Source organism: Propionibacterium acidifaciens DSM 21887 (assembly GCF_000426605.1).
In the GTDB taxonomy this organism is placed as follows: Bacteria; Actinomycetota; Actinomycetes; order Propionibacteriales; family Propionibacteriaceae; genus Propionibacterium; species Propionibacterium acidifaciens.
The window spans coordinates 1-21,390 of record NZ_AUFR01000001.1; the positions used below are offsets into that span (position 1 = coordinate 1).

18 protein-coding genes, 4 pseudogenes and 1 riboswitch are annotated in these 21,390 nt (G+C 68.5%); of the genes and pseudogenes, 16 read left to right on the plus strand and 6 right to left on the minus strand.

What is annotated here, in order from left to right; genetic code table 11:
• Positions 1-254 (minus strand): annotated as a pseudogene (locus tag K336_RS0100005) (helix-turn-helix domain-containing protein); the annotation flags it as partial.
• Between the two features lie 252 nt (positions 255-506).
• Between K336_RS0100005 and K336_RS16650 the strand changes: the two are divergent.
• The 3 genes from K336_RS16650 to K336_RS0100015 all read left to right on the plus strand — a co-directional run bounded on the left by K336_RS16650 (position 507) and on the right by K336_RS0100015 (position 4,425).
• Positions 507-740, plus strand: coding sequence for a trehalose-phosphatase (locus K336_RS16650; protein ID WP_028705965.1), 234 nt, complete (start codon positions 507-509; stop codon positions 738-740).
• A 532-nt stretch (positions 741-1,272) separates the two neighbouring features.
• The gene (locus K336_RS18250; protein WP_155944928.1) at positions 1,273-1,602 is read left to right on the plus strand and encodes a hypothetical protein; all 330 of its coding nucleotides are present in this window, start codon (positions 1,273-1,275) and stop codon (positions 1,600-1,602) included.
• A 456-nt stretch (positions 1,603-2,058) separates the two neighbouring features.
• Positions 2,059-4,425 carry a hypothetical protein gene (locus K336_RS0100015; protein ID WP_028705966.1) on the plus strand — a complete coding sequence of 789 codons (2,367 nt, stop codon included), beginning with the start codon at positions 2,059-2,061 and terminating at the stop codon, positions 4,423-4,425.
• Between the two features lie 14 nt (positions 4,426-4,439).
• Here the strand turns inward: K336_RS0100015 and K336_RS17295 are convergent, their stop codons facing one another.
• Complete coding sequence (locus K336_RS17295; protein WP_211223401.1) at positions 4,440-5,531, minus strand: transposase; 1,092 nt, start codon at positions 5,529-5,531, stop codon at positions 4,440-4,442.
• 542 nt (positions 5,532-6,073) lie between these two features.
• Between K336_RS17295 and K336_RS17300 the strand changes: the two are divergent.
• The 3 genes and pseudogenes from K336_RS17300 to K336_RS0100040 form a co-directional block, all read left to right on the plus strand.
• Positions 6,074-6,538, plus strand: a pseudogene (locus K336_RS17300) (ABC transporter ATP-binding protein); the annotation flags it as partial.
• Positions 6,539-6,584: 46 nt separating this feature from the next.
• Positions 6,585-6,799, plus strand: a riboswitch (cobalamin riboswitch).
• 152 nt (positions 6,800-6,951) lie between these two features.
• Positions 6,952-8,934 (plus strand): annotated as a pseudogene (locus tag K336_RS13205) (anaerobic ribonucleoside triphosphate reductase); the annotation flags it as partial.
• Positions 8,931-9,428, plus strand: a complete 498-nt coding sequence (locus K336_RS0100040; RefSeq protein WP_028705967.1) for a 4Fe-4S single cluster domain-containing protein — start codon at positions 8,931-8,933, stop codon at positions 9,426-9,428. The pseudogene K336_RS13205 and the gene K336_RS0100040, both read left to right, overlap by 4 nt.
• Before the next feature lie 10 nt (positions 9,429-9,438).
• On the opposite strand, the gene K336_RS0100045 is transcribed toward K336_RS0100040, so the two are convergent.
• Together K336_RS0100045 and K336_RS0100050 are read right to left on the minus strand one after the other, a co-directional pair.
• A complete protein-coding gene (locus tag K336_RS0100045) occupies positions 9,439-10,284 on the minus strand; it encodes an HAD family hydrolase (RefSeq protein ID WP_021797392.1) in 846 nt (281 codons plus the stop codon).
• A gap of 2 nt (positions 10,285-10,286) precedes the next feature.
• Entirely contained in the window at positions 10,287-11,258 is a 972-nt protein-coding gene (locus K336_RS0100050; RefSeq protein WP_021797393.1) for a hypothetical protein, read from the minus strand.
• Between the two features lie 207 nt (positions 11,259-11,465).
• Between K336_RS0100050 and K336_RS13210 the strand changes: the two genes are divergently transcribed.
• Genes K336_RS13210 through K336_RS0100075 form a run of 5 tightly spaced genes read left to right on the plus strand, consistent with a single transcriptional unit; the run spans position 11,466 to position 16,261 of the window.
• Positions 11,466-12,512: an AAA family ATPase gene (locus K336_RS13210; protein ID WP_021797403.1), complete on the plus strand. Its 1,047-nt coding sequence runs from the start codon at positions 11,466-11,468 to the stop codon at positions 12,510-12,512.
• Between the two features lie 26 nt (positions 12,513-12,538).
• Entirely contained in the window at positions 12,539-13,591 is a 1,053-nt protein-coding gene (locus K336_RS0100060; RefSeq protein WP_028705970.1) for a DUF58 domain-containing protein, read from the plus strand.
• On the plus strand, positions 13,588-14,559 hold the full coding sequence (locus tag K336_RS0100065) for a VWA domain-containing protein (protein ID WP_021797404.1): 972 nt from the start codon (positions 13,588-13,590) through the stop codon (positions 14,557-14,559). The genes K336_RS0100060 and K336_RS0100065 overlap by 4 nt, the downstream gene beginning before the upstream one ends.
• Positions 14,559-15,512: a VWA domain-containing protein gene (locus K336_RS0100070; protein WP_028705972.1), complete on the plus strand. Its 954-nt coding sequence runs from the start codon at positions 14,559-14,561 to the stop codon at positions 15,510-15,512. Before K336_RS0100065 ends, K336_RS0100070 begins: the two co-directional genes overlap by 1 nt.
• Positions 15,512-16,261, plus strand: coding sequence for a YggS family pyridoxal phosphate-dependent enzyme (locus K336_RS0100075; protein ID WP_314905646.1), 750 nt, complete (start codon positions 15,512-15,514; stop codon positions 16,259-16,261). The genes K336_RS0100070 and K336_RS0100075 overlap by 1 nt, the downstream gene beginning before the upstream one ends.
• On the opposite strand, the gene K336_RS13215 is transcribed toward K336_RS0100075, so the two are convergent.
• Positions 16,255-18,252 (minus strand): dipeptidyl-peptidase 5, encoded by a 1,998-nt coding sequence (locus tag K336_RS13215; protein WP_155944930.1) that lies wholly within the window; start codon positions 18,250-18,252, stop codon positions 16,255-16,257. The two genes, K336_RS0100075 and K336_RS13215, sit on opposite strands and share 7 nt — an antisense overlap.
• A 242-nt stretch (positions 18,253-18,494) precedes the next feature.
• Between K336_RS13215 and K336_RS20015 the strand changes: the two are divergent.
• Both K336_RS20015 and K336_RS19525 read left to right on the plus strand, forming a co-directional pair.
• Positions 18,495-18,818: pseudogene (locus K336_RS20015) on the plus strand (ATP-binding cassette domain-containing protein); the annotation flags it as partial.
• A 76-nt stretch (positions 18,819-18,894) separates the two neighbouring features.
• Positions 18,895-19,113, plus strand: a complete 219-nt coding sequence (locus K336_RS19525) for a hypothetical protein (protein ID WP_028705974.1) — start codon at positions 18,895-18,897, stop codon at positions 19,111-19,113.
• 36 nt (positions 19,114-19,149) lie between these two features.
• On the opposite strand, the gene K336_RS0100095 is transcribed toward K336_RS19525, so the two are convergent.
• Entirely contained in the window at positions 19,150-19,332 is a 183-nt protein-coding gene (locus K336_RS0100095; protein ID WP_155944931.1) for a hypothetical protein, read from the minus strand.
• Positions 19,333-19,441: 109 nt separating this feature from the next.
• On the opposite strand from K336_RS0100095, the gene K336_RS13220 reads away from it, so the two are divergent.
• The 3 genes from K336_RS13220 to K336_RS0100105 all read left to right on the plus strand — a co-directional run bounded on the left by K336_RS13220 (position 19,442) and on the right by K336_RS0100105 (position 21,389).
• Complete coding sequence (locus K336_RS13220; protein ID WP_051245250.1) at positions 19,442-20,455, plus strand: substrate-binding domain-containing protein; 1,014 nt, start codon at positions 19,442-19,444, stop codon at positions 20,453-20,455.
• 57 nt (positions 20,456-20,512) lie between these two features.
• Positions 20,513-20,689: a hypothetical protein gene (locus K336_RS19165; RefSeq protein ID WP_211223402.1), complete on the plus strand. Its 177-nt coding sequence runs from the start codon at positions 20,513-20,515 to the stop codon at positions 20,687-20,689.
• A gap of 199 nt (positions 20,690-20,888) precedes the next feature.
• The gene (locus K336_RS0100105) at positions 20,889-21,389 is read left to right on the plus strand and encodes a DUF3145 domain-containing protein (RefSeq protein ID WP_021797395.1); all 501 of its coding nucleotides are present in this window, start codon (positions 20,889-20,891) and stop codon (positions 21,387-21,389) included.
• The last annotated feature ends 1 nt before the right edge of the window (position 21,390 follow it).

The following is a 21,390-nucleotide window of genomic DNA, read 5'->3' on the forward strand; positions in this document are numbered from 1 at the left end:
GTGAGTTTCGCCGCGTTCTGGTTCCCGGCATGGCCGGTCAGCACCGAGCACATCCTGGTGGCCCGCCACTCGGCCAGCCATTCCTGCACGGTCCGCTCCGCCCGCTCAACCATTTCAGCGATGATACCCACATCAACGCCACGGGAGGCGTACAGAATCGCTTCTGCTTTCATCCGAACCAGCACATGATTGTCGGAACGCTTCTTCCATCTGATCAGGACGGCGGTTTCTTCCAGGGTGACCTCAACCTGCATGCCTCAATCATATCCGAAACAGCACAGGAAATCCACGAAAAATACGGTTTCGTTTCATGTCAGCCATATGAGGTCTATGCCAATCCTTGGATGTGATCGGATGATTCCTCGTCCATCGTGCGGGAGTTGAGTGTCTCGTTGATCTTCGGGATCGGGTTCTGCGGACGTATTCGATCGCGCCTGCTGTGCCCATCTGCACTCCAGTGAACCAATGAGCAGTTCGTACGCCTCGCAGAACCCCGCCGTGCGCCTATGATGGGCCGGGCCCTGCGCCTCCAGCAGGCGATTCTCGCCTCACCGGGGCGTTCGGTGCTGTGCTTCGACTTCGACGGGGCGCCGGTGCCGATCGTTGAGCATCCCGGGGATGCCAGGCCGCATCCGGCGGCGTTGGCCGGGCTGGTCCGATGCGTCGCCGTCGTCACCGGCCACCCCGTGCGCACGGTGCTCGACCTGGGCGGATTCGGCAGCTTGGTGCACGCCGATTGATTGCGCTCATCTTCTGCGCTCATCCTCGGGCAGTACGGCGCGGAACGCTGGGACGGCGCCACTGGCCAGAGGTCGCCGTGTCGCTCGTGTCCGAAGCCCATGCTCGCGGCGAAGCGGCGTGTTCCGGCCCATCGACTGGTCGACGGGCCGGAACACGCGCTGAGCCGTCGATCGGCTAGCCTGTGAGCTGCCAAGCGGTGCTTGATAGGGAGCGTTGGCCAGCAGGTCAGAGCAGGAGACTCATAATTCCCTGGGGCATTGGTTCGAGCCCCAGGCGCCCCACCGCTGCGGACGACGCTCGAGATCTGGGGTACCCCAGTTGCTGTATGTGTGGCTCATTTCGTTCGATCTTGGCGCAGAGTGCCAGACCTTCATCATCAAGTCCAAGATCAGACACGGTATTTGTGTGCAGATCGATGGGACCATGGCAGGCGCGGTCGAATCGTAGGTGTGCAGAGTGCGGCCCCTGGGTTGGTCATCTATCCTGATTCTTGCCATCCACTGTGGTGCCCCTAGGGGAATAGTGTTATCCTTGCTCAAGGGCAAGTCTGTACTTCCCATCTTCACTGACCTCAACACGAAAAAGTGTTCACAAGGCGAAGCAGCCGAGGCGGAGGAGGTAGAGGTCGCTGTGATTGGTGAGACGACAGGGGTCGATGATGAACTGACGTTGATTTTGCATGCCACTGTTGCAACGGGTCTGTCAACTGGGGTTCTGGCGAATCAACCAATGCCGAAGACTTGTGGGATGGGTGGAATAGAACTCTCACGAGTGGGGAGCCTCCTGATTACTATTTTTTCGTTTCGGGGATTCATGACGGGTGATGATCAAGAGATGGCCTGTGATATCACCAAACGGTGAGCGGGCTGATTTTAGCAGGGTCACGGATTTTGTGGGTGGTGCGTCGTGCACAACCCTTGGTGGTCAAGATCGACAGAGAATGAGCTTCGCCTCGCCATGATGAATCTCATCCCACGGGAAAGAAGCTCGTTCGCAATACTGGTAGGCGATGATGTGGTCAAGGATGGTGCGTCTGAATGAAGGAGGCTTATTCAAAACTTGAATGATATCAAATAAACTCTTGACTAGAAATCTCACGAAGTAGAGTCTTGTATAGGCTTCGAACTCATGAGATAAGTTGAAAGTCATGAACGAGTCTTGCTGTCAGATATGAATCTGATCAGGTCAATATTGAAATACAGCTTCGATTTCAATGGGTAAGTTGTCCTGAAGATCGTTCGGAGGCCCAATTCGATTGCAGGGGTCGCTAAACCATATGACCCCCGAGGCATGAGCCATCAGGAATTGAGTAGCAAAATGATAGATGAATACCCTGGTCCTCTCGTTCAATACGAGATGGTTTTCCCGGAACAACGTTTACTACTCGGAACGGGTGCAATAAGGCAATCCGGTTCTGGAGAAAAAGAAACTTCGGATAGTGACTGTACGCGTGTGACCAATATTCATTCAATAGAATGGGAACGGCACGTTGATGAAGCTGATAAGCTCGACTACATCGTGGCTGTGGGTAGCGGTGTCCTAGCTGGTCTTATTGATGTGTTCTACGCAGGAGAATTCTCTTTGGATCGAGCGAGTGAGTGGGGTCGGGACAAGATTGAGAAGGTTGTGATAGAGGTTGCCCGCGTCGAGGGTTACGCAGGAGACAATCTGAACGATGCTATCAAGACGCTTGAGAAGAAGCATCCGTTGGCCGCTGATGGCAACACCAATGACTTCGGCGGCGGGCTGCAGCATCACCTTCGCGACTTCTCTCACCACTTTAGCATCGGTGGGCTGTTCTTCTCGATACTTACGCAGTTCACCGGCTTGGTGGTGGGAACTGACAAGGCCGGGATGCTGCATGTCGTGTCCGTGCCGGAGTCGCACAAGATGTGCATCGGCAAGAATTTTCAGGAAAAAATCGTTTTTGGTGTCATCGGCTGGTTCTTCCACATGGTGAGCGACATGGCTGGTTCCAGTGGGTCTCTTATGGGGGGGACTGGTATACCGGGGCCGCTTGTGTCCTTCATGAAGGAACTCTCAGCGCTGCCGTTCTTCAAAAAATCGGGCGACGGTGACATGGAATTTCGTCTGTGGGTGACCAAGCTCTTTAACGGTACCCTGCTCGTAGACCGAGACGAGACCGGCAAGATCATCAAGGGCAGCGTTCAGAAGTTCGATCTGCGCACCGAGATAGGTATCCTCGGAGAGATTGACAGGCAGGTCCTACCCGTGCTCGTCAACCAGTGCGTCGTGCGAAGTTTCTACTTCTGTCGCAGGCTTGCACGCGAGGTAAATAGCCTCGGTCTACTCGGGATCAGTGACCTCGGGCGTATCGCGCCGGAGGACATACTGCCTTGGGGTACGCCGACCATGCGGCGCATGGTGACCGTTTCGAGCGGCGTCTTTGCTGGTGTGGACATTGCAGATGCCACCGTCCGTGCAATTAAGAGCATGAACCCGGTTAAATTCTTCCTGCGTGTGAACTACGTTGGGGTGGCAACCTTCGTCATATCTTGTGTGTCGGACGTGACACTAGAAAGGCGAGAAGCTCAAGGGGGTGAGAGTGAGGAGGAGAAGTACGAGCGTGAGCTATCCGATTTAAGATGCCTCAAATTGGACTTCCAGCGAGCCCGCATATTACACTCCCTCATGCGTGCAAGAATAGCCTACGACATCGAGTATGAGGCGCGCCCGAGGGTGGCGGCCAAGAAGAAAGACTGGCTCGAGGAGTGGAGCCGGAAGATCGCCGAGGCCGTGGGTCTCGCTTGGGTGGCCAATGCCGGGTATTTCTTGGAAGGAGCCGTCCTTTATGACGCCATCGACAAGCTCTACGATGTCGATTCGAACAGCTCGTGGCTGTGGCTCGTGGGCATGGAGGCAGTACGGTTCAAACCGTACATGCCTCTGCATGGCGACAACGATAAGATTTACGAGGGTCTCAAGCCTGAAACCGACTACCTCGGGGATGTGTTCTGCGAACGACAAGGCATCGTAGGAAAGAAAGAATTGCGTGCACTCGACAAGGCTGTGAACAGTGCAAGAGGCAAGCTTGATGGTGCGGCTATCAAACGTGTCGTGGGTGCTGCCGGTACGGTGGTCGTCGTCGCAGCGACCGGCGGGCTCGCGTTCTACTTCGCGCCTGCAATCGCTCCCGTACTCGCCGCCGCTCTTGGAGCGGAGACCGCCTCTCTATCTGGCGCCGCGCTCACAAGCGCAAGTCTTGCCTTCCTTGGAGGGGGATCCCTCGCAGTTGGTGGTGCTGGCATGGCTGGTGGCACCATGCTAGTCGCAGGCAGCGGCGCTCTATTCGGGGCTGTTGGAGGGTCCGGCATCTCTGCGGCAACGTCGATGGCGCTTGCGACCAACGGAAGCTATGTGCTGGACGAGTGTGCCAAGCTCGTGGCCTTCTGCGAGGAAGTCCTCATAAAGCGTTATGGTGACGTCGCCTCGGTTGAGAAGATTCATGCCGTCCTCAACCAGAAGATCCTCAAACTTGAGATAGAAATCGAGGCGATAAAACGCTACGTACCCGATGGTGAAATGTCCGAAGATGACGTCGATGGTGAAAGTGGTGACAACGGCGAGATCGACCCGAAAAAGATGATCAAAATCCTGAACCGTAGCCACAAGTTCCTCAGGCGCAGCAGCGATGAGCTTGCCGCGGTGGTGAAGTCTGTCTGACCTGGAGGGATCTATCAAAAATGGTAAATGGTATAAGTGGATTCATCGTCTGTAAGGGACGGGAGATGATAGCGATAGATTCGTTCAAAAATCAGTTTTGAATGAACCTCTGGCCGTCGTGAAACAAAATCGTTTCTGGTTTCACGGAGTGGGAGGTGTTCGAAGTCGTAGTCGACGGTGCGGCCGGTGACGTGTGAGGCGAATGTTTCGAAGGTTTCTTCGGGGGTTTCGCGCTGGATGGTGGCGGTGTTGTTCTTGGCCGTGTTCCGGACGTGCTCGACCGGGTTGTGGTCGGGCGCGTACGGCGGCAGATGGATCGGTGTGATGCGCTCCAGCAGCCGGCCGGGCTCGTAGAGGCCGGCCAGCATCTTGGCGTGGTGGGATCGGGCGTTGTCCGGGACGACCGCGGTCTTGCCGGCCTCGGTTTCTCGTTGGAGCAGGTCCGGTGCGAGGGTCGTCTGCCAGGTGTTCCGGTTCTGCTCGGTCGGGTACGGCGTGACTGTTCTGCTGGTCGGGGAGAGCGCACCGGGGAAGGACTGGGACGTCTTCTGCCGGTCCACGGACGGTCTGGTGCGTTGTCCTTTCGGGGGCTGCATGCGGCGGGTCTCGGCCTCGTGCTCCAAGCGGACCTCAGTCTTGCGGTGTGGACCTCCCGGCCCTGGCCCGACAAGCTCTTGACTCGGGTCGTCGCCCAGGCCATGCGTCTGGTGGTGGCTTTCTCGTCGCGGTGCCCGTCGAACGGGTCCGGGCGGCTCGGGGCTCGGCCCGCACAAGCGCAGGAGCAGCCGGTGGGAGGAGTCCGACTGGTGTTCGGCGTCGAACAGGATCTTCACGACCTCACGTATCGCCGGGACGTCCCGGAACCCGGCGCGGACACCCGACCGGGAGGGCGGCCGGGCCAGGATGGTCTCGGGTTCCTGCTTCCGGGCGCGGGCGGGTTCCGCCGCGTTCTGGTTCCCCGCGTGCCCGGCCGGGACCCGGCACATCCTGGTGGCCCGCCAGTCGGCCGGCCATTCCTGCACCGTCCTCTCCGTCCGCTCGACCGTCTCTGCGATGATGCCCGTATCGACGCCTCGGGAGGCGTGCAGGACCGCTTCTGCCTTCATCCGCACCAGCACATGATTGTCGGAACGCTTCTTCCACCCGACCAGGACGGCGGTCTCCTTCCGGGGCGACCCCGACCCGCACGCCCCCACCGCATCCGAAACGGCACAGGAAACCCACGAAACACGATTTCGTTTCATGCCAGCCATAGTTTTGAATAACCCTCATGGTACATGTGGCTTCATCACCTGTAAGAGACAGGAGATGATAGCGAGAGGTTCATTCAAAACCAGTTTTGAATGAACCTCCATGTCTGGAGACTCCCAGGTGATGACCTGCGAGATCGTCAAGAACGGTAAGACGGTCGACTCCGACAAGGGAACCGGTTCTGCGGGCAGCGCCTTCTGCTTTGTCTTCGGATGATGTGAATGCTTTGGGAGGAGTCCGCCGCACTGCGTGCGGCGGACCCCTCCTGCACGTCCGACTCGGGAGCCGAACGCCTCGCCGCTCCTCGGGGTCGGATTCTGCAGGGCCTACTCGATCGAGCCGATCGCTCCCGGGGGAGGGAGGCTGGACAGGTCACCGTCCGCGACGGCGGCGTACCCGGCGCCCCGTCGACGAGCTGTCCGGCGGTCAGCGCCAACGCGTCTGGGTGGCCATGGCACTCGCCCAGGAGACGCCTCTGCTGCTCCTCGACGAGCCCACCACCCAATCTCGACATCGCCCACCAGATCGACCTGCTCGAACTCTTCGCGGAGCTCAACCGGCAGGGCCGGACGATGGTGGCCGTGCTTCACGACCTCTTAACCAGGCCGCCCGCTACGCGGCGACGAGGGGCGGCGCCGTCGTCGCCCAGGGGACCCCGGCCGAGGTCGTCACCGCGCGGATCGTCGAGGAGGTCTTCGGCGTGGCGGTGCTCGTCGTCGACGACCCGGTGACCGGTACCCCGATGATCGTGCCCTGTGGGCGGGGCCGGGGCGGCGGCCCCGGGGCCGAGGTTCGTCGGGCCCCCGGCGACCGGATGCCCGACGACTCCCCGGAGGCCCGGCGGGGTCGGGTCCGGCAGTGAGAAGGTGAGGCCCTGGGTGTGTCGCGCTCTCCGCGCGAGCGCCCCTGATACATTCCGTGGTGCTGGTCGACCCGCCTCGACACTAGATGTTGTGGTGGGGAGTGAAAAGGGAAGCCGGTGCGAATCCGGGACTGCCCCGCAGCGGTGAGAAGGAACGACATCGGCATGAGCACTGGGCCCCGGCCTGGGAAGCGCCGACCAGGAAGCCCCCTCGGGGAAGCGCCTTCGAGTCCGAAGACCTGCCAGCACCGGGCCGCGGCCCGGCACTCGACACCGCCTCGCGGGCGGCCGGGGGGAGGGTCCTCCCGTCCGCCGCGCGGCACGGGCCACGAGGAGGGGCTCCGTCGATGACGACATCCGTGCATTCCGGTGGCTCGATCACACGCCGCCCGCCCCGCCCCGCCCAGGGCGGCTCGGCCCTCATGGAGTCCCTGCGCGGCATCGCCGCCGCGGACACCGCGGCCAACGACGCCCTGAGGGAGAACGCCAACGTCGACGGCCAGTCCTCGATGGGCGCCATGCTCCGCTACGGCACCGAGAGCGCCAAGCACCTCAACCTCTCCGAGATCATCGCCCCCGAGTACGCGGCCGCCCACCGGCTCGGGGACATCCACATCCACGACCTCGACTTCTACACGCTCACGACGACCTGCTGCCAGATCAGCCTCACCGATCTGTTCCGCGGGGGCTTCTCGACCGGTCACGGCCACCTGCGCGAACCGCAGTCGATCGGTTCCTACGCGGCGCTCGCCTGCATCGCGATCCAGTCGAACCAGAACGACCAGCACGGCGGGCAGGCGATCCCCAACTTCGACGTCGACATGGCCCCCGGGGTCCGCAGGACCCTCGAGAGCCGGTTCCTGGAGAATGCGGACACGGCCGCCCGGCTCCTGGGCGTCGAACCCGTCGCGGTCTACCCGCCGCACGTCGTCCTCGAGCCCTCCGCGGCCCAGCTGCGCGACGAGCGCGCCTATCTGCGCGGCCTGCTCGGCGAGCGCGCCGACCTGGAGGCCCTGCACGCCCGGATCCGCGAGCGCTCCGTGCGCGAGACCGAACGACTCACCTACCAGGCGATGGAGGCCTTCATCGCCAACCTCAACACGATGAACTCCCGCGCCGGGGCGCAGACGCCGTTCTCCTCGATCAATTACGGCACGGACGTCTCGCCCGAGGCGAGGATGGTCGTGCGGCAGCTGCTCCTGGCGACCGAGGCGGGGCTGGGCAACGGCGAGACCGCGATCTTCCCCATCCAGATCTTCCGCGTCCAGAAGGGCGTCAACCTCGACCCCGGCGACCCCAACCACGACCTGCTGCAGCTGGCCTGCCGGGTCACTGCCGGGCGCCTCTTCCCGAACTTCTCGTTCCAGGACGCCCCCTTCAACAGGGTTCATCACGTCCCCGGCCGCCCCGAGACCGAGATCGCGTACATGGGCTGCCGCACGAGGGTCATGGCCAATGTCCACGACCCCGACCGGGCCGTCACCCACGGACGGGGGAACCTCTCCTTCACGACGATCAACCTGCCGCGCCTGGCGATCGAGGCCGACGGCGACGTCGACTGCTTCCTGTGCACGCTCGACGAGCGCATCCAGCTCGTCATCGGCCAGCTCATGGAGCGCTTCACGATCCAGGCCGGCAAGCGGGTGCGCAACTTCCCGTTCCTCATGGGGCAGGGGGTGTGGATCGACTCGGAGCGGCTCGGCGGCCAGGACCGGGTGCGCGAGGTCCTCAAGCACGGCACGCTGTCGGTCGGCTTCATCGGGCTCGCCGAGGCGGTGCACGCCCTCATCGGCGAGCATCACGGTCAGTCCCAGCGGGCGTGGGACCTCGCCTACTCCATCGTCGTGCGCATGCGCTGGCGGATGAACCAGGCCGCCGAGCGGACCGGTCTCAACTTCTCGCTCCTGGCCACCCCGGCCGAGGGCCTCGCCGGGCGCTTCGTGCGGATGGACCAGCGCCTCCACGGCATCATCCCGGGGGTCACCGACAAGGAGTACTACACGAACTCCTTCCACATCCCCGTCGGCTTCGACATCGGCCTCGCCGACAAGATCGCCAAGGAGGCGCCCTTCCACGCCCTGACGAACGCCGGGCACATCACCTACGTCGAGATCGACGGCGACCCCTCGAAGAACGTCGGGGCGATCGAGCAGATCGTCCGCTTCATGGCCGGGTCGGGCATCGGCTACGGCGCGATCAACCACCCCGTCGACCACGACCCGGTGTGCGGGTACACCGGTGTCATCGACGACCGGTGCCCCGGCTGCGGGCGGGCCGAGGGGAGGCGCCCTTTCGACCGGATCCGCCGCATCACCGGCTACCTCGTCGGCACGCTCGAGCGCTTCAACGACGCCAAGCGCGCCGAGGTCCGCGACCGGGTGACGCACGCGCTGTGAGACTGGCCGGGTTCACGACGAGCTCGATCGTCGACGGCCCGGGCGTCCGGGTCACCGTCTTCTGCCAGGGCTGCCCGCTGCGGTGCCCCGGGTGCCACAACCCGTCGACGCACGCCGTGGACGGCGGCCGCGAGGTCGGGGTCGGCGAGCTCGTCGACGTCATCGAGCACGAGCGCCTCGCCTCGGGGCTGACCCTGTCGGGCGGCGAGCCGACGGTCCAGGCTGCTGACTGCGCGGTCCTCGCGCGCGCCGCCAGGGGCCGCGGCTGGTCGGTGTGGTGCTACTCGGGGTACACCTGGCAGGTGCTCGTGCGGAGGGCCGCCCGCGACCCGGGGCTCGCCGAGCTCCTCCTCCTCGTGGACGTCATGGTCGCCGGGCCGTACGTCCGGGCCAGGAGGACCCTGTCCCTGCCCTGGCGGGGCAGCGCCAACCAGGTCCTCGTCGACGTCCCGGCCAGTCTCAGGTCCGGCGAGGAGCGCCGCCTGGACGTCTGAGCCGGCCGGCTCAGGGCCCGCCGAGCACTTCGCGCTCGACGACGGCGCCGACCGCCCCCTCGGTGTTGGCGCCCGCGACGGGGTAGCGCCCGTCGAGCAGGCTCGGGTGCGCGTTCGACATGACGTAGGGGTACCCGACCATGTCGAGCATGTCCGCGTCGTTCGGCATGTCGCCGAAGGCCATCGCCTCAGACGGGTCGACGCCCATCCGCTCCAGCACGTCCGCGAGCATCGCGGCCTTCGTGACGCCCGGGGCGCTGCACTCGACGAGCCCTTGGGCGCGCAGCGTCGAGAAGGTCACGTTGATGCGGCCCCCGGCGGCCCGGCGCGCGGCCTCGGCCAGGGCCTCGGTCGACGTGCCGGGCGAGACGACGAGCAACTTCACGGCGGCGTCGAGGCCGAGCAGCTCCTCGAGCGGGGCGATGCTCGCCGGGCGGCGCCGGCCCTCCTCCAGCAGCCGCTCGTAGCGCGGGTCGGTGCCCCACTCGGCGTGCGCGTACTCGACGGCGAAGCAGACGTCGGGCACGCGCTCGGCGAGGGCGGCGGCGAAGCCGAGCGCATCGGCGACGTCGAGGTCGTGGTGGTCGAGCACCTCGTGACGGGCCAGGTCGTAGAGGACGGCGCCGTTGGTCGAGATGACCACCGGTTCGATGTCGGCGAGCGGGTCGAGGACGTCGACCCAGCGGGGCGGGCGGCCGGTCGCGAAGACGACGCCGAGACCTGAGCGGGCGGCGGCGCGGAAGGCCTCGACGCTGCGCGGGTGCAGCTCGGTCGCGCTCTTGAGGAAGGTGCCGTCCAGGTCGGTGACGATCGCGCGGACCGGTCGGCCCTCGGCCCGCGGGGAGCGCCCGGCCATGACTACAGCCTCGTCTGCTGCTGCGTCGGCTGGTCGGTGGCCGTCTGCGTGCCGGACCCGGAGACGTTCATCGACGGCGTCTTCGTCGGCGAGTCGTGCCCGCCGGGGCTCTGCGAGGCGTCGCTCGAGCTGTCGGAGGGGCTTGAGCTGGGCGAGCCCGACCCGGAGGACTCGGACTCGCTGGGGGAGCCGGAGGAGGAGTCGGACTCGCTCGGGGAGCCCGAGCTCGAGTCGCTGGAGTCGCTCGACGAGCTCGACGAGGCCGAACCGGTGACCGGCGCGTTCGGGGACTCCGGCGGCTGGTTCCGGAACAGCAGCACGGCCACGAGCAGGGCCGTCGAGGCCATGAGGACCATGAGCAGCCAGCTCGCCAGCAGCGGCAGCCAGCCGGCGCGGTCGCGGCGTCCGGGCCAGGGCAGCGGCCACAGCCGCCAGGCGCCGGGGCGCGTGTCGGATGACCAGGGGATCGAGAAGTCGGGGCCGCTGCGGGTGCCCAACTGCGGACTCGCCGACAGGTCGACGCTGCGCAGCAGGCGGTCGGCCTCGGCCAGCGCGTTCGGCGAGCCATCCCACACGAGCGCGACCCAGGGGGCCAGCGGGGCATGGTCGGGGCCCACCGGGTCGTCGTCCTCGCTGCGGAAGAGGTGGCCGAGGCGGCCCTCGTCCTGGTCCTGACCGCCGCGGGCGACGACGGTCCGGGAACTCATCTTGTTGACCTCGCCGGCCAACCGGTCGCGGGCGGCGGCGTCACGGGCGGCGCCGTCGGCGAGGATCACGAGCATCACCTGGTGCTCGGCGTCGGCGTGCGCGAGATAGGCGACGCCGGCCTCGGTGGCGGTCAGACGCGCGTCGATCCAGAAGTCGCCGATCTTCGGCGGGTCAGTGGACAGCAGCGGGAAGGCCTCGACGCCCATGGGCGCCGAGGCGGGTGACGCGCTCGCGGGCTCGCCCCGCGCTGACTGGTCCTCGGACATCGCGCACCATCTCATCACACATCCGGCGCCCACCGAAGCGCATCGGCCTCCCCGGGCGCCGGTCGTGCACCCCGGATCGGGCCCTCCGGTACGCGCCCGCCGGGCTCCGGGGCCCGCGCACCGGTCCGCGGTAAGGTGGCCCTCGACGCCCTGGGGTGCGCCGCACCCCGTGACGAGCCCCTCAACCGAGCCCTGCAGGAGACACGAGTGAGTGAGAAGACCCAGGCCCCGTCGAGCGCCGAGGAGACGGCGACCCTTCTGGGCAAGGCCATCAGCCAGGTCCAGCAGGTGATCGTCGGCCAGGAGCACATGGTCGAACAGCTCATGGTCGGGCTGCTCGCCCGGGGCCACATCCTCCTCGAGGGCGTTCCCGGCACCGCCAAGACGCTCGCCGTGCGCACCTTCGCCACCGTCGTCGGCGGCACCTTCTCCCGCGTCCAGTTCACCCCCGACCTGGTGCCCTCGGACATCGTCGGCACCCGCGTCTACCAGGCCAGCAAGGAGACCTTCGACGTCGAGCTCGGCCCGGTCTTCACGAACTTCGTCCTCGCCGACGAGATCAACCGCGCCCCGGCCAAGGTGCAGGCCGCCATGCTCGAGCTCATGGCCGAGAAGCAGGTCTCGATCGCCGGCACGACCTACCCGATGAAGGACCCCTTCATCGTCATCGCCACCGAGAACCCGGTCGAGTCCGAGGGCGTCTACCCGCTGCCCGAGGCCCAGCGCGACCGCTTCCTGCTCAAGGTCGACGTGCCCTACCCGAAGGGCAACGAGGAGCTCGAGATCCTGCGCCGCATGTCGGTCAAGGCCCCCACGGCCACGCGGATCCTCGACCCGGAGCTCACCAGGTCGCTCCAGGACAGGGCCTCCAGCATCTTCGTCCACAACCTCGTCGCCGAGTACATCGTCCGCCTCATCCTGGCCACCCGGAACCCGGCCGACTTCAACATGCCCGACCTGGCGCGCGTCATCTCCATCGGCTGCTCCTCGCGGGCCACCCTGGGTCTGGTCGCCGCCGCGCGCGCCGTCGCCCTCATCCACGGCCGCGACTACGTGCTGCCGACCGACGTCCAGGCCATCGCCCCCGACGTCATGGCCCATCGCATCATGCTGAGCTTCGACGCCATCGCCGACGACGTGAGCGCCGCCCAGGTCGTCGAGCGCATCCTCGCTATGGTCCCCGCGCCCACCCCGGTCTGGAACAACCGGGCCCCGGCCGCCCCGAGGCGGCCGGTGGCCTCGGAGGTGCGCTAGCAGTGGATTCCGCCGCGCCGCAGTTCCTGCCGCCGCAGACGGACGCCCCGGCTCCCTCGTCCGGGGCGCAGGCCGTGCTGTCCGTGCTCAAGGAGCCCGCCGGCCCCACCGTGTCGCTGCGCCACCTGGCGCCCGAGGCGGCCCTGCGCCACCTCGAGCTGACGATCGTGCGCCGGCTCGACGGCTACCTGCAGGGCGACCACCTGGGCCTCATGCCGGGGCCCGGGTCCGACCTCAACGACGCCCGTCTCTACATGCCGGGCCAGGACGACGTGCGCCGCATGGACTGGGCGGTCACCGCCCGCACCACCGTGCCGCACGTGCGCGACACCATCGCCGACCGCGAGCTCGAGGTGTGGGCCCTGCTCGACGCCACCCCGTCGATGAACTGGGGCACCGGCGCCGTGACGAAGCGCGACCTGGGCATCGCCGCGGTGGCCACCTTCGGCTTCGTCACCCAGAAGATGGGCGACCGCTTCGGGGGCATGGTGCTGCACGGCGACGGCATCACCCGCATGAGGGCCCGCTCGGGGCGCAACGCCCTGTACGGGCTGCTCCGGAAGATGCTCGAGGACCCGATCGAGACCGACCGCTCCGGCGGCGGGTACGACCTGGCGGCCGGAATCGAGGCGATGGTGCGCACCCAGCAGCGCCGCGGTCTGCGCGTGGTCGTCTCCGACTTCCTCACCGCTGGCGACTCCGAGATCGATCCGGCCCGCCCGCCGGCCTGGGAACGCCCGCTGCGCCGTCTCGGCGTGCGCAGCCAGGTGGTCTGCGTCGAGGTCGTCGACGCCGCCGAGGTCGACTTCCCCGACGTCGGCGAGGTGCTCGTACGCGACCCCGAGTCCGACTTCACGCGGTTCGTCGACACGGGTGACGTCCGGGCCCGCCGCGCCGTGAGCGCCGCCTCGCGGGCCCAGCGCGAGCGCACCGCCGCGGCGATCCGCCGCGCCGGCGCCGGCCACGTCGTGCTGCGCACCGACCGGGACTGGGTCGCCGACATCGCCCGCTTCGTCCTGACCTACCGGCGGACGGCCGCCGTGATCTCCCAGCCGCAGAGGGAGGCGGGCGCATCATGAGCACGACGCACGTGCTGTGGTGGGACTTCTCCCACCCGGGGCGCCTGTGGGCGCTGCTCATCATCCCGGCGCTCGTCATCGCCTATCTCGTCATCATGCGGTTCGCGAGGAACCGCGGCATCCGGTACACGAACACGGGCATCGTCGGCGCCGTCGTGCCGCGCCAGCGCCAGTGGCACCGCCACGTCTGCGTGGCCCTGACGCTGTGCTCGCTCGCGACGATCACCGGCGCCTGGGCGGTCCCCGTCGGAGACACGAAGGTGCCGCGGGAGCGCGCGACGATCGTCCTCGTGCTCGACGTCTCCCAGTCGATGATGGCCGCCGACGTCGATCCGAGCCGTTTCGAGGCCGAGAAGAGCTCCGCGGTGAGCTTCGTCTCGAGCCTGCCGGCCGCCTACAACGTCTCGCTCGTGACCCTGTCGGGCCACCCGAACACGCTCGTGCCGCCCACCGTCGACAGGGGGGTGCTCATCCAGGCGATCAACTCGCTGAGCCTTCAGGACGGCACCGCCATCGCCGACTCGATCACCGACGGCCTCGCCGCGCTGAAGCAGGCCCCCGCCGGTGACGACGGCACCCAGGCGCCCGGCCTCATGGTGCTGCTGTCCGACGGCTCGGAGACCTCGGGCGGCGACCCGGTCGCCGCGGCCCAGCAGGCCGCGGCGGCCTCGGTGCCGATCAACACGATCGCCTTCGGCACCCAGAACGGCTACGTCGACCTGGACGGCGAGCGCTTCAACGTGGCGCCCGACACGAACCTGCTGGCGCAGGTCGCCTCCACCAGCGGGGGCCGGGCCCTCGACGCCTCCAGCTCCGACGAGCTCAACACCGTCTACAAGGACCTCAGCTCCGACATGGGCTACGAGACGCAGAAGACCGAGGTGACCGCCCGCTGGGTGCTCGTCTCGCTCATGTTCGGTGTCGTCGCCGCCTTCGGCGCGGTGGGCATGGCCGCGAGGTGGTCGTGATGATCCCGATGCTCAGCTTCATGAGCCCCCACAGACTGTGGTGGCTCGTCGTGCCGGTGCTCGTCGTGGCGCTCTACGCGGCGCTGCTCGTGCACCGCCGCGCCGCCGGCTCGAGCAGCCTGCTCGCCTCGATCCTGCCGCGCGACACGCGGCTCAGGCGCCACCTCTCGGTCGGTGCCGCGGCCCTGTCGCTCGTCATGCTCGTCATCGCCTACGCGCAGCCGCAGGCGATGACGCGGGTGCCGCGCGACCGCGCGACGGTCGTCGTCGTCATCGACGTGTCGCGCTCGATGATGGCCACCGACGTCACCCCGACGAGGCTCGACGCGGCGAAGGAGGGCGCCAAGGAGTTCGTCGACTCGCTGCCCGAGAGCTTCAACGTCGCGCTCGTGTCCTTCGCCGCGACGGCCGACATCAAGATGCCCCCGACGACCGACCGCTCGGCCCTCGAGAACGCCATCGACGCCCTCGAACTGGCGCCGTCGACGGCCATCGGTGAGGGCGTCTACACGGCCCTCGACGCCCTCAAGCTGGCGCCCCAGGACCCGGACCACCCGGACGAGACCGCGCCCGGCGCGATCGTCCTGCTCTCGGACGGCGCGACGAACATGGGCCGCGCCTCCTCGGACGCCGCGACCGAGTCGAAGAAGCAGGGCGTGCCGGTCTACACGATCGCCTACGGCACCTCGAGCGGCTACGTCTACGAGAACGGCCACCGCCAGTCGGTGGCCGTCGACCACGCCGAGCTGTCCGAGGTGGCCAAGGACTCCGGCGGCAAGAAGTACTCCGCGGACTCGCTGAGCAGCCTGCAGGCCGTCTACCAGACGATCTCCCACCAGATCGGCTACGTGGACGAGTACCACGAGATCACCGCGCGCTTCGCCGGGGTCGCCCTCATCTTCGCCGTCCTCGCCTCGGCGGGTGTCATATCGTTGGCTGCGAGGTGGCCATGATGTCGGATGATGGACCGGTGCCGGTGGACGGTTCGACCCGCGCGCGTGTGCAGCGGGTGTGGGAGCGGCTGGGGCGGGCCTGCGAGGCCGCCGGGCGCGACCGCGACGAGGTGCGCCTCCTGCCGGTCAGCAAGCTGCACGACGTCGACGAGATCCGCGCCGTCCACGCCGCCCTGGCCGAGGTGAGCGGCGATGCCGGGCCCCGCAGCTACGGCGAGAACCACGTCCAGGAGATCGTCGCCAAGACCGCCCGGATCGGCCCCGACGAGGGCATCGACTTCACCCTCATCGGCCATCTGCAGACCAACAAGGTCAATGCCGTGCTGCCGCGCATCCGCGAGTTCCAGGCGCTCGACTCCCTGCGGCTGGCCGCCCGCCTCGACCGCCGGCTCACCGAGCTCGGCCGCACCCTGGACGTGCTCGTCGAGGTCAACACCTCGGGCGAGCGGACCAAGCACGGCGTCGGCCTCGACGAGGCCTTCGGCTTCTGCGAGGCCCTGGCCGACTACGAGGCGCTCGACGTGAAGGGCCTCATGACGGTGGCGGTCGACAGCCCCGACACCGCCCGTGTCGCGGCCTGCTTCGATGCGCTCGTCGCGCTGCGCGACCGGCTGCGCGGCCGGGCGGTGCTCGGTTCGACCTGGTGCGAGCTGTCGATGGGCATGAGCGGCGACTTCCCGCTGGCCATCGCCCATGGCGCGACGACGGTGCGCATCGGCACCGCCCTCTTCGGCCCCCGCGCCTACTGAGCGAGGCCCTCCGCCCCGGTCCGCCCGTCCGGGGCCGGCGGGTTCTCGAGCGGGGGCGCCGCGACGCCATCGGCCGGCTCGAAGCCGAAGAGCCGGGCGTAGAAGCCCAGCTCGCACTCCAGCACGCGGCGCCGCGTGGCCGGCAGCCGGAATCCGTGCCCCTCGCCCTCGAAGGTGACGAGTGCCACCGGGAGTCCCCGGGCCCGGAGCGCGTCGGCGAGCGCCTGCGACTGGTCGGGCGGGACGATCGGGTCGTCCAGCCCCTGGAACAGGAGCATCGGGGCGGTGAGCCCGTCGAGGTGGTTGATGGGGGAGCGCTCCTCGTAGCGGGCCCGCGCCTGCGGCCACGGTCCCAGCAGTCCGTCGTTGTAGCGGGCCTCGAACTTGTGGGTCCCGGCCTGCAGCGCGACGAGGTCGGCGACGCCGTAGCGCGAGACGCCCGCCGCGAACACGTCCGAGCGCTCCAGGGCGCTCAGCACGGTGAAGCCGCCGGCGCTGCCGCCGGTGATGACGACCCGGTGCGGGTCGGCCAGCCCGGCCCGCACCGCCCACCGGGCCGCATCGATGCAGTCGTCCACGTCGGCGACGCCCCACTGGCCGCGCAGGCGCTCGCGGACGGCGCGTCCGAAGCCGGCCGAGCCCGAGTAGTTGACCGCCATGACGGCGAAGCCGCGGCTGGTCCAGAACTGGGTGGCGGTCGAGTAGTCGTCGACCGCCATGCCGGTCGGCCCGCCGTGCACGGTGACGATGAGCGGCGGGCGGGACCCCGCCGGTCCCCGGAAGCGGGGGTTGCGCGGCGGCCAGAGGAGGCACTGGAAGCGGCCGTGGCGGTTCTCGTCGACCAGGTGCACCTCGCCGACGCTCGTGAGGGCCGGGTCGGGCGGCGCGGAGGGGCAGCGGAGGACCGCGCCGCCGGCGGCCACGTCGATGATCGCCGGGGGCGCGTCGGCCCGGCGGACGAGCGCCAGCACCCCCTGCTCGGTGGTGACGACCTGCTCCAGGTCGGCCACCGCGCCGAGGCGCCGCGACGGGCCTCCGGTCAGCGGGCAGTCGACCAGCTCGGCCACCCCGTCGACGTAGCGGGCGAACCACAGCCGGTCGTCGTGGACGGCGACGGGGCGGCGGGCCAGCTGCCAGACGGGAAGGTCCGCGTCGTGGGGCTCGGTGCTGACCGGCCGCGGGGCGGCGGGCCCGCCCGTCCAGCGCCACGGGTCCCACCAGCCGTGCGCGTCCGACATGAACAGCAGGGAGCCGTCCGGGGCCCACAGCGGGTGCTGCACGGCGATGCCGGAGGCCGGGTCGGGGCCGGCGCCGTCGACGAGCACCCGCTCCTCGACCAGGTGCGTCCCGTCGTCGTCGAGGCGGGCGACGACGAGCTGGGCCCCGTCCCAGGGCATGGCCGGCTGGTCCCACTGCACCCAGGCGCAGACGCCGTCGGCGCGCACGGCCGGGTCGGCGTAGAAGTCGTGCCCGGCGGCGAGCACGGTTCCCGGGTCGGGCGCGCCGCCGGGCCAGGGCAGGGCGACGAGGCTCGTGACGACGTCCTGCGGGTCGGTGTGGTCCTCGCGCACCGCCAGGACGACGCCGAACGCGGCGCACGGCGCGGGGGCCGCGTAGCGCATCAGGGGATCGGCCGGAGTGAGCGCCACCGGCCCGCGGCCCTCGAGCGTGCCGACCACCTGCTGGGCCGCGGCGTCGACCCAGACGACGATGCCGTCGCCGGCGGCCCAGGAGCCGCCTCCGTACTCGTTGACGCGCGCCCGCACGTCGGCCGGGGCTGGGGTCAGCTCGACGACGGTGTCGCCGGCCCGGCGCAGCAGCGTCATGCGGGAACCCTCCTCGGGGCGCGACTCGAGCCAGAGGGCGTTCCGGCCGTCGCCGCCGAGCTCGCGCATCGCGACCCCGGCGGCCAGCACGTCGTCCAGACCGATGGGGGAGTCCCACGATCCATGGGGGGCGGTGGTCATCGCGTCGGAGGCCGGCGAACTCATGCTTCGAGAGTACGCGCGCCCGTCGGCGGGTCGCCCCCGTCGGGCCGGGACGTCCCGATGAGGCGGAGGAGAGCCAGGACGAATTTTCTTGTCAGCCGTGAACATTTAGCTTAGCCTGGCTTTTGTGATCGCATCCCGGGGCATGGATCACGCGCCCGCTGCGACGGCGCTCCCCCCTGCGTGCGAGCGGGCTGACCCTGTCGTGCCGGGGCCCGACGCTGCTGCGCGGGCTGTCCTTCGAGCTGCGATCCGACCGGGTCCTCGTCGTCACCGGAGCCTCGGGCGTCGGCAAGACGACCCTGCTGCGAGCCATCGCGGGTACGGCGGCCGAGGCGATCGCCGCCGCAGCGGTCGAGCGCTCCGGCCGGCTCGGCTACGTCTTCCAGGAGCCAGGAGCCGCGCCTACTGCCCTGGCGCACCGCGCACAGGAACGTCGCCCTGCTGGCCGCCGATCGCGAGCACGCCGGTCGCGAGCACGCCGGCCGGGCCGCCGACGAGTGGCTCGGCCGGGCGGGGCTGGGTGATGCGGCCGGGCTGCACGCCGGGCAGCTATGCGCCAGCGGGTGTCCATCGCGCGCGCCATGGTCACCGCGCCCGATCTGCTCCTGGTGGACGAGCCCTTCTCGTCCCTTGACGGGGCGCTTGGCCGCGGAACTCCGCGGGCGGCTCGTGGGGATCATCGCCGTCGAGCACATCGACGCCGTCCGGGTGACGCACGACCCCGGCGAGGCCGAGGCCGTCTCGAGCCTGCGGCTGCGCCTGAGCGGTGATGAGGACGGGGCGTGGACGCTCGCGTGGGAACGAGAGGACCGGGCCCGACCGGCCGTTCCCTCACGGGCCTGGTCGGCCTGGGCTGTCTGATCGGACCGTGGTGGTGGCCTCGGGGAGACAGCCGGCCTATGCGCTGCCCAGCCCCGGGGGCACCTGGCGGGCCCTGGTGTCCATGGCGAGCACGGGGCCGACCGGTCTATGAGGGCGGCGGCCGCGGCGGGCCCTGGTGTCCATGGCGAGCACCGGCAGGCTGTGGGGATCGCTGGGCATCACGCTGCGGCGCACGGTGCTGGGGCTGGCCTGCCTCATCGGCATCGCCTGGGGGCGCTCAGCGCCGTCAGCGGCATCCTCGACGCCTTCACCCGATCGTGGTTGTCGCTGCTCATGGCGGTGCCGCCCATCGTCAGTCGTCATCGGCATGCTCGCCCTCGGTCCGACCGCCGGCGTCGTGCTGCTGGTCGTCGTGCTCGTCTCGGCGCCCCTGATCACCGCCTCGACGCGCGACGCCATCGGCCAGGTCGACCCCGTCCTGCTCGAGATGGCCCACGCCTTCGGTCGCGGCCCTGCCTGGCGCGGGCGCCATACGATCCCCTCGAACCGGTCAGGGTTCCCCATCGAAGGAGATGCACCAATGAGAGCATCCCGACGCGACGTCCTGGCCTGGAGCGCCGCGGTGGCCGCCCTGGGGCTGGCCGGCTGCTCGTCCAGGGAGGGCGGGGCGGCCTCGTCGTCCTCGACCTCCAGTGGCCCCATCGACGATCTGCGCGTCTACGTGCCCACGACGCTGGCGTTCATGGCGCCCATGGCGGCGTTCGGCGACGAACTCAAGAGCGAGGGCGCGGTCGAGGAGGTCACGATCCGGAACTGGGCCGGCGTCGACGTGCTCACCTCGCTGCTGCTCGACCACGAGGCGGATGTCGCGGCCGTCCCCTCCTACGTGGGTGCCGATCCTTGCACCAAGGGGGACGATCTGCGGCTGGCGGCGATCACCGTGTGGGGCATGCTCTACGTCCTCGGTCCGAAGGAGGACGAGGGGGCCGACGACATGGGCCTGCTCACGGGCAGGAGGATCGGCGTGCCGCCGCCGAACGACATGCCCGATCTGGTCTTCCGCTATCTGCTCGCGCAAAAGGGCATCGACGCGGCCGGCATCGACATCGTCCCGTACCCCGACGCGCAGGAGCTGCTGAACGCCTTCGTGAGCGGACAGCTCGACTGGGCGGTGTGCCCGAGCGCCCCGCCGCTGTCGCCGTCGCCAAGTCCGCCCAGGCCGGCCGCCAGGTGGGGCGCGTCGTCGACATGCAGAAGATCTGGGCCGAGGTCACCGGCTCGGACGCCCGCTTCCCGATGGCGGGCATCGCCGTGCCGACCGCCGTCGCCGGCGACGAGAGCCTGCTCGGCGGCATCCTGGGCGACATGGAATCGGCCGTGAACACGGTCAACGCCGCCGGAGAGGAGATCATCGGTCGGATCGCCGCCTTCCACGCAGGTGGACGCTGCCATCGTCGGGCAGGTCATCCCCCGTCTGCAGCAGCAGATGGTCCTGGGGGCCCGGTGCAGGGACGGACTGGCCGATTTCTACGAGCGCCTGGCCGTCCTGAACCCCGACGTCATCGGAGGCAGGGTTCCCGACGACGCCTTCTTCCTCGCCGATCCGCGCGGATGAGCGTCCGCCGGAACGGATCCCCGGGACCCTCCCCGGACCGGGGGATCCCGGGGCCGGTGGGCTCCGCTTTGGCATCTCGGGCGGAACTGGTGCACAATCGCACCGACAACACCGGTCGCCGACCGGTCTCATCGCGCCGTGACGATCGTCCCGTGCAGGCTGCTGGGGAAGGTACACCTGAATGACGGGAGGAACCGGCATGGCTCAGAACGCACGTGGCGAGATCTTCATCCACTCGGCCACAGCGGCGCTGTGCCCGCACATCGAATGGGCGATCAGCGCCGTCGTCGGCGCGCCCGTCGCCCTCGAGTGGACGCCCCAAGGGGCCCAGCCCGGCACGATGCGCGCCGAGAGCATCTGGGAGGGCGACGAGGGCGTCTGCGCCCGGATCGTCTCGGCCCTCATGCGCTGCCACCGGCTGCGCTTCGAGGTGACCTCCCAGGCCCGCCCCGGCGGTTTCGGCGAGCGCTACTCCTACACGCCGGCCCTCGGCGTCTTCCACGCCGTCACCGACGAGTTCGGCGACATCCAGGTCAGCGAGAACCGGCTGCGCGCGGCCCTCTCAGAGCGGGGCTCCGGCGGCCGGGACGTCCGCGAGGCCATCGACGCCCTGCTCGGCGCCCCCTGGGACGACGAGCTCGAGATCTTCCGCCACGCCGGGGACGAGGCCCCCGTGCGGTGGCTCCACCGCGCGGTGTGAC